General features: G+C 52.0%; 8 protein-coding genes. 1 reads left to right on the top strand and 7 read right to left on the bottom strand.

The features are described from left to right. Positions 1-22: 22 nt before the first annotated feature. Genes KNO91_RS08135 through KNO91_RS08160 form a run of 6 tightly spaced genes read right to left on the bottom strand, consistent with a single transcriptional unit; the run spans position 23 to position 5,753 of the window. Positions 23-1,681, bottom strand: coding sequence for an FAD-dependent oxidoreductase (locus KNO91_RS08135; protein ID WP_214817417.1), 1,659 nt, complete (start codon positions 1,679-1,681; stop codon positions 23-25). Positions 1,682-1,693: 12 nt separating this feature from the next. After that, complete coding sequence (locus KNO91_RS08140; protein WP_214817420.1) at positions 1,694-2,980, bottom strand: arsenic transporter; 1,287 nt, start codon at positions 2,978-2,980, stop codon at positions 1,694-1,696. Positions 2,981-3,017: 37 nt separating this feature from the next. Next, positions 3,018-3,296 carry a Fe-S cluster assembly protein HesB gene (locus KNO91_RS08145; protein WP_214793561.1) on the bottom strand — a complete coding sequence of 93 codons (279 nt, stop codon included), beginning with the start codon at positions 3,294-3,296 and terminating at the stop codon, positions 3,018-3,020. After that, the gene (arsA, locus tag KNO91_RS08150; protein WP_483299300.1) at positions 3,293-5,050 is read right to left on the bottom strand and encodes an arsenical pump-driving ATPase; all 1,758 of its coding nucleotides are present in this window, start codon (positions 5,048-5,050) and stop codon (positions 3,293-3,295) included. The genes KNO91_RS08145 and arsA overlap by 4 nt, the downstream gene beginning before the upstream one ends. A 13-nt stretch (positions 5,051-5,063) precedes the next feature. Continuing rightward, positions 5,064-5,423, bottom strand: a complete 360-nt coding sequence (arsD, locus tag KNO91_RS08155; RefSeq protein WP_371816654.1) for an arsenite efflux transporter metallochaperone ArsD — start codon at positions 5,421-5,423, stop codon at positions 5,064-5,066. A 12-nt stretch (positions 5,424-5,435) separates the two neighbouring features. Then, positions 5,436-5,753 carry an ArsR/SmtB family transcription factor gene (locus KNO91_RS08160; RefSeq protein WP_214793555.1) on the bottom strand — a complete coding sequence of 106 codons (318 nt, stop codon included), beginning with the start codon at positions 5,751-5,753 and terminating at the stop codon, positions 5,436-5,438. 200 nt (positions 5,754-5,953) lie between these two features. Between KNO91_RS08160 and KNO91_RS08165 the strand changes: the two genes are divergently transcribed. Beyond that, entirely contained in the window at positions 5,954-7,435 is a 1,482-nt protein-coding gene (locus tag KNO91_RS08165) for a SulP family inorganic anion transporter (protein WP_214817424.1), read from the top strand. 145 nt (positions 7,436-7,580) lie between these two features. Here the strand turns inward: KNO91_RS08165 and KNO91_RS08170 are convergent. Further along, on the bottom strand, positions 7,581-7,930 hold a 350-nt coding region (locus KNO91_RS08170; protein ID WP_214817426.1), incomplete at its 5' end, for an RNA-guided endonuclease TnpB family protein.

Raw genomic sequence — 7,930 nt, forward strand, 5'->3', positions numbered from 1 at the left:
CCCGCTATGGACGTCGTCTTGCTTAGTTCCCGTACTTTTTGAACAACTGATAGTTTTTATTTCCGCCTGACAAGTTGTACACGTCAGTGAACCCGAGATTACGAAGCACGTTCTGCGCCGCGTTCCCCGTCACCCCGCCGTTACAGTAAACGACGGTCGGCTTGTTCTTGTCCATATCTTTCGCCGCTTCGCGAAGGTTACCGAGTGGGACATTGACCGCACAATCGACGCATGCCTTCTCGAACTGCGCCGCTTTCCGTGTATCGATGATTTGCATATCTTCCCCTGCATCGATTCGTGTCTGAAGCTCAGCCGGTGTGATGAGTCGTGCCGCCTTGTCGATACTGTTCGACAAGACCATCCCCGTATACATGACCGGGTCTTTCGTCGTCGAGAACGGCGGTGCGTATGCGAGGTCAAGGTGGAACAAGTCGTCGACTTTCGCCTTCAGCGTGATGGCTGTGACGAAGACGTCGATCCGTTTGTCGACTCCTTCGAACCCGACGATTTGAATGCCGAGCAATTGACGTGTCGCACGGTCCGCGACCGCTTTGATTGTCATGTCTTTCCCACCCATGTAGGCAGGTTTGTCCGGTTTCGTATTATGAAGCACCTCGATGTCATAACCGAGTTCACGTGCTTCCTTCTCGGAGAGACCCGTTTGTGCCACGGCAAGTCCGAACACTTTGAAGATGCCCGTTCCGAGGATACCGCGATGTTCGAGATGGCCGCCAGTGATGACGTCCCCAGCGGTCCGCCCCATCTTGTTCGCTGTCGAACCGAGCGGGCGCCAAATTGGTTTTCCTGTCACGATGGAGAAGCTCTCCGCAACATCACCTGCCGCATAGACGTCTGGGATGTTCGTCTCCATGCGCTCATTGACGGCAATGGCACCCGTCTCACCTAGTTCGACTCCCATATTCATGGCGAGCTCGACGTTCGGACGGACCCCGACCGATAAAATGACGAAATCTGTCTCAATCTCCTTGCCGCTCTCCGTGATGACACGTTCCACATGTCCGCCACCGACAAGTTCCGTCACCGTCTCACCGAGCATGAGCTCGATCCCGTTCTTCTCGAGATGTTCTTCGACTCGGCACGCCATGTCCTTGTCGAGTGGTGGCATCACTTGCGGTACACGCTCGATAATTGTCACGTCCACACCACGTAGTTTCAACTGTTCGGCCATCTCCAGACCGATGAAGCCGGCACCGATGATTGTCGCATGTTTCGGGTTCGTCGAATCGACGAACGAACGTGTCGCTTCTGCGTGTTGAATATTTCGAATCGGGAAAACGTTATCCGACTTCACACCTGGAATCGGTGGGATGATGCTCGTCGCCCCTGTCGCGAGGACGAGGACATCATACGAGTCCGTGAACGTGTCACCCGTCTCTAAGTTTTCCACTGTCACTGTCTTCGCGTTCTTGTCTACTGACGTCACGTTATGACGTGTCATCACGTCGATGTTGTAACGCTTTTTGAAGAAGGCTGCGTCACGTGGTGTCAAATCGTCTCGCGACTCCACTTCTCCACCAACGTAATACGGAATCCCGCAACCTGAATACGAGATGTCGTAGTCCCGATCGTAAATCGTGATTTGTGCCTCTTCGTTATTACGACGCGCTTTCGCCGCGACCGATGTCCCGGCAGCAACTGATCCAATGATGACTAATTTCATATAACCCACTCCTCAATAAAGTAATAAGCTGATATATAGACCGAGCAACGTGATGGCTAGCGTCGGAATCGTCAAGATAATCCCAACTTTGAAATATTCACCCCAGCCGATTTTTAGACCTTTTGTGCGGAGCACGTGGAGCCAAAGGAGCGTCGCAAGCGACCCGATTGGTGTAATCTTTGGTCCAAGGTCGGATCCGATAACGTTCGCATAGATTAATGCTTCCCGAATCTGACCGGTCGTATTCGTCAAGTCGATGGCGAGCGCATCAATCATGACGGTCGGCATGTTATTCATGACAGACGATAGAATGGCTGCCAAAAAGCCCATCCCGAACGTCGCACTGAATGCGTCCACCGCGAACCAGTCAATGAAGTTGGCGAGCACTTGTGTGAGTCCTGCGTTTTGTAATCCGTACACAACGATATACATCCCGAGTGAAAAGAAGACGATTGCCCACGGTGCCCCTTTGACGACTTGAGTCGTTTTCACCGCAGATGACCGATTCGCCATCACAAGGAAGAATAAGGCGATCACCCCGGCGACGAGTGAGACCGGGATTCCGAGCAAGTCACTCGTGAAGTAACCGATGACCAACAAGGCGAGCACGACCCAAGATAAGCGGAACATCGTATGGTCTTTGATGACCGATTCCGGTTCAGCCAACTGAGAGGCGTCATATTGTTTCGGGATATCTTTTTTGAAATACAGATACAACACGAGCAAGCTGCCCGCGACCGCGAACACATTGACGAATACCATCCGTGCCGCATATTCCGCAAACCCGATGCCGAAGAAATCAGCTGAGACGATGTTGACGAGGTTCGATACGATAAACGGGAGACTTGCCGTATCGGCGATAAAGCCGGATGCCATGACGTACGCCAACACGACCGCGTCAGGAAGCTTGAGTGCCCGTACCATCGCCAAGACGATCGGGGTCAAGATGAGCGCTGCCCCATCGTTCGCAAACAACGCTGCGACGAGCGCGCCGAGTAGGGTAATATAGACGAACAACTTCACCCCGCCACCTTTGGCGATTCGTGCCATATGTAAGGCGGCCCATTCAAAAAATCCAATCTCATCTAAAATGAGGGAAATGATGATGACGGCGATGAACGTAAACGTCGCATTCCAGATGATGCCCCATACCGTTCCGACGTCATCCAAATTGACGACGCCCGAGATGAGCGCGATGACAGCCATCCCCATCGCCGAGTAACCGATGCCGAGGCCTTTCGGTTGCTTGATGATGAGAAAGAGCGTCACGAGAAAAATTAAACTAGCAATCCACTGCACAATGAGTTCCTCCAATAATCTCTATTTAATTATTTTTTTAGCAAGATGGTTGTAAACCGTGTAACACGAGTGTGATGCCGTCTTCTGTCGACTCGACGTCGAGCGTGACGTTTTCTGCCAATACTTCAGCTTCCTTCGCAACGGCAAACGTGAGCGTGCCGAATTGCTTCACTTCGTCTGTCTCTTCTGGTGTAGCCACGGCTAGACCGAGCGTCGGTCCACAGCAGCCCGCCTCTGTGATAATGCGGACCGATTTTGTCTCTTCCTCTTCTAACGCGGTTTGTAAAAAGTCGATTGCTTCGTTCGTGATGTTCATCTTACTTCCTCCTTTAATAGTTGAGATAACGCCGAATATCCGACAGGCAGTTGTTCTTGCCAAGAAAGAATCGTCGGACGCGGATGGTTGTTCACGCGCTCAAGCCATGTCGTCTCGTTCGCGACTTTCGCTGTCAATAACTGACTCGTGACGTCGAGTGGCGTGAACGATTGGTTCACGACCCAGGCGAACGGTTGAATTTCGGCGCGCTTCAAGTCCGCTGTGAGTCTTTCTGCTTCATACACCGGCGTCGCTTCTGGGAGTGTCGTGATGATGACGTGCGTTTGTTTCGGGTCACGCAGTTTCGGAAGTAACGTTCGGACCGCTTCCGGGACGACACCGGTCGACCGTTCGAGTTCACGGTGATAGCTCTCCGTCGCATCTAATAGGAGGAGCGTATGACCTGTAGGCGCCGTATCGATGACGACGAAGCGGTCTTTCGCTTTCGCCACTTGATCGGCGAAGGCACGGAAGACGGCGATCTCTTCGGTGCACGGTGAGCGCAAGTCCTCCTCGAGCATCATCCGTTGCTCCTCGTTTATGTCCCCTGCTTCTCGGAACACATCCGTCCGATACTTCTCAATCTCGGCTTTCGGGTCGATCGCATCGACGGTGAACGTCTCTGAAACATCTGCTCCAATCGTCAGAGCAACGTGCGCGGCCGGGTCTGTGGTCGTCAAATGGACAGCATGCCCTCGTTCATGGAGTGCGACTGCAAGGAGCGAGGCGAGTGTCGTCTTCCCGACACCACCTTTCCCCATTGTCATAATCACACTCGGACCGTCCGCTTCCAGTTCGTCGACGAGTTGGTCGACGGACTCGTAACGACTCGTGTCATAACGTGCATCCGAAATGGCGACCGGCTCTCTGCTCACAAAACGCTGGAGAGCGGATATCCCGACGAGGTTTTCGTACGCATACGGGAGCGTGAACGTCTCGAGGTCGACGACACCATCCGGGAGATCGTCAAGCGCTTGCTGTTGTCGCTCGATAAATCGTTCCGTATATCGGTCTGTCCCTTCACTTGACTCGACGACACCGTTGATGACGAGTTGCATGCGCTCGATGCCGATTGCGCGAAGCTCGGTCGCAGCACGCGCCGCTTCGACGAGTGTCGACTTCTCAGGACGCGCGACGAGCAGTAACGTCGTTTCATTGGCGTCAGTGAGCGTCTCGACGGCTTGTTTATACTGCACTTGCTTATCCGCAAGACCTGCAAGTGGACCGAGGCAAGACGCCCCGGTCGTATTCGTCTCTAAAAACTCATCCCATGCGCTCGGTAACGTCAATAGTCGCAACGTATGCCCAGTCGGTGCCGTATCGAAGATGACATGGTCATATCGTTCCCTTGCCACTTTTGACGTCAACAGCTCTGTGAACTGATCGAATGCCGCAATCTCAACCGTACAGGCGCCAGACAATTGCTCTTCCATCGACTGGATGGCCACGTCCGGTAACACGCCACGATACGGACCGACCATACATTCCATATACTGTTTTGCCGCCTGTTCCGGGTCAAAGTTGGCGATTTCGAGCGTCGTCCCTGTGACGAGTCGCGGTGTCTCATCAAGTTCCATCTCAAAGACGTCTTGCAAATTACTCGCCGGGTCGGTCGAGACGAGTAAAATGTGTTTCCCACGATTGGCGAGCGTCAAGGCGAGACTCGATGCCGTCGACGTCTTCCCGACACCACCTTTTCCGGTCAAAAACACATAACGGGTCGGGTCCATCGCCTGAAAATCAAATGGTTTCACTGTGAGCAACTCCTTATTTTTTGAGTGAGATTCGAACTTTCGGTTTTTCTCCGTCTTGTTTCGCGAATGCGGCAATCGGTAATCCTGTCAACTCCGCCATCTCTTCATTCGTCAAATAAGCGCCCTGCTTCACAATCTTCCCGTCAACGAGCGTCATCGGGAGCACATCGAGCCCGTTCATGATTTCGGCTTGAACGATCGTATTCTCAACAAATCGGTTCGGTTCCGACGCAAGGTTATAGCGTGACACGTCAAACCCTCGTTGCTGTAACACGTAATGAATCGTCGCCACCCGTGTCAGTTCCGGGTCGATGGACGGTCCGCACAATCCGGTCGGACAACACATGGCTGGTTCGAACACTTCAAGTTTCATTTTCATCTCTCCTCAAATGGCACAATTCGGCTCACAATCACAATTCGGTTCAGTTGATTCTAACTTCGATAATAAATCAGTGACGAGCGGATAAAATGGACTCGTCTCATTTAACCGATAATGAATCCACTGCTTGTCTCGACGTTCGAGTAAGAGTCCCGCCTGGCGCAACATCTTCAAATGGCGACTGATGGCCGGTTGTGAGATATCGAAACAATCGACGAAACTACAGGCGCACTGTTCGCCCGCTTCCATCTGTTTCAACATCGTCAGCCGGGTCGGGTCCCCGAGCACTTTGAGCACTTTACTCAATTCTTCTACGGTATACATGTAGACTCCTCACCTCCCATATAACTTTTTCGTTATATAACCTTCACGTTATGAAATTACCATAGTTTTTCAAACGAAGCAATTGTCATTTTTCTTTGAATTCGGTATGATGAAACACGTTGAAAATGAACGGATTGTATCATTTTGATTTTCGTGAGACTCGAAGATCAAATCACTTTATTAAGGAAAGGTGTGTTCTTTTGGAAAAATTGAATACGTTGAAACACGAATGGTTCGGAAATATCCGGGCCGACATTTTGGCTGGGATTGTCGTCGCCTTGGCGCTCATCCCGGAAGCCATCGCCTTCTCCCTCATCGCGGGAGTCAACCCGATGGTCGGCCTTTATGCCTCATTCATCATCGCCATGGTCATCTCATTTGCCGGAGGTCGTCCAGCGATGATTTCCGCTGCGACCGGAGCGATGGCGCTCGTCGTCGTCTCCCTCGTCGCTGACCACGGTCTTCAGTATTTACTGGCTGCCGGTATTTTAACGGGGATCATTCAAATCGTCCTCGGCTATCTCGGAATCGCCCGCTTGATGAAATTCATCCCACGCGCCGTCATGGTCGGATTCGTCAACGCGCTTGCGATTTTGATTTTCCAGGCACAGTTATCAAACTTTGAAGGTGAAAGCTGGATCATCTGGGCGATTGTCGCCGCGTCACTTGCTATCATCTTCTTATTCCCACGTGTCACAAAAGCAATTCCCGCACCGCTCGTCGCCATCGTCGTCATGACGATCCTTGCGATCACACTCGGTCTCGACACGAAAAACATCGGGGATATGGGGACGATTTCGGCGACACTTCCGGACTTCTTGTTCCCAGATGTGCCGTTCACGCTCGAGACGCTCATGATCATCTTGCCATACTCGATCTCACTTGCCTTCGTCGGCTTGATCGAATCGCTCTTGACGGCTCAAATCGTCGATGACATGACTGGGACGGACTCAAACAAGAACCGTGAATCTCGTGGACAAGGAATCTCGAATATCATCGCTGGGTTCTTCGGTGGGATGCCAGGATGTGCGATGATCGGACAATCGGTCATCAACGTCTCGTCCGGTGCACGCGGTCGTCTCTCGACGTTCACGGCCGGACTCGCTCTCTTCATCATGATTATGACGATCAGTGATGTGCTCATGCTCATCCCAGTTGGTGCACTCGTCGGGGTCATGTTCTTCGTCTCGTATGCGACGTTTGACTGGGGCTCGCTCAAAGCGATGCGTACCGCTCAAAAATCAGACACAGTCGTCATGCTCGTCACGGTCATCGTCACTGTCTTCACGCATGACCTGTCACTCGGTGTGCTCGGTGGGATTTTGACGGCCGCGATTTTATTCGCTGCCAAAATTTCAAAAATCGACCTCGATCGCCAAGTCACGTCACATCGCGCGGACTATACGGTCAACGGGCAATTATTCTTCGCTTCCACGTCTGAATTCGTCAACCAGTTTGACGTGACCGAAGACGTAGATGCGGGTGTCCAACACGTCACCATCGACTTTGCGAATACGCATCTATGGGATGACTCGGCAATCGGCGCCATCGATAAGGTCGTCTTCAAATACCGTGAAGTCGGGATTGAACCTGAACTTCTCAACTTGAACAAAGACTCTGAAAAACTGCTCAACACGCTCGCACTTCACTTGAAGCAACAAGATGCGAACGCGGGACATTGATTCATCGTTTCCCCGCTTCAGTGAACTACTCGCCACTTATTTGCTTCGCAAATGGAAGTGGGAGCTTCTTGGGAAGACCGTGCTTTTATTAGCCACGATTGTTTACCAAGCTCGTCGGGTGGTTCCCACCCTGAAGGAATTCGTTTTAGTTTGCCAACATCAACAGGTTGATGCTCGCGTTGATGTCACGGTCATGATGAACACCACAATTAGTACATGTCCATTCACGGACATCCATCGCCTTCTTCTCGCCTTTCACGCCGCAAGTGGAACAGATTCGAGTGGATGCGAACCATTGATCCGCCTTGATGAGCGTCCGTCCGTAGAAGTTTGATTTGTACTCGAGTTGCCGGACGAACTCGTACCAACTGACATCCCCGACGGACTTCGCCACCTTGTGATCCTTCATCATGTCCTTCGACTTCAATGTCTCCACGACGATGACTTGGTTCTCGTCAACGATCCGTCTCGACAGTTTGTGAAGGAAGTCCTTGC

It is taken from the genome of Exiguobacterium sp. s59, assembly GCF_018617475.1.
GTDB lineage: Bacteria > Bacillota > Bacilli > Exiguobacteriales > Exiguobacteriaceae > Exiguobacterium > Exiguobacterium aestuarii.

What these genes read in the sequence shown, in the direction of transcription:
- KNO91_RS08135 (WP_214817417.1), bottom strand. Translation starts at nt 1,681, where the DNA reads ATGAAATTAGTCATCATTGGATCAGTTGCTGCCGGGACATCGGTCGCG.
- KNO91_RS08145 (WP_214793561.1), bottom strand. Translation starts at nt 3,296, where the DNA reads ATGAACATCACGAACGAAGCAATCGACTTTTTACAAACCGCGTTAGAA.
- arsD (WP_371816654.1), bottom strand. Translation starts at nt 5,423, where the DNA reads ATGAAACTTGAAGTGTTCGAACCAGCCATGTGTTGTCCGACCGGATTG.
- KNO91_RS08160 (WP_214793555.1), bottom strand. Translation starts at nt 5,753, where the DNA reads ATGTATACCGTAGAAGAATTGAGTAAAGTGCTCAAAGTGCTCGGGGAC.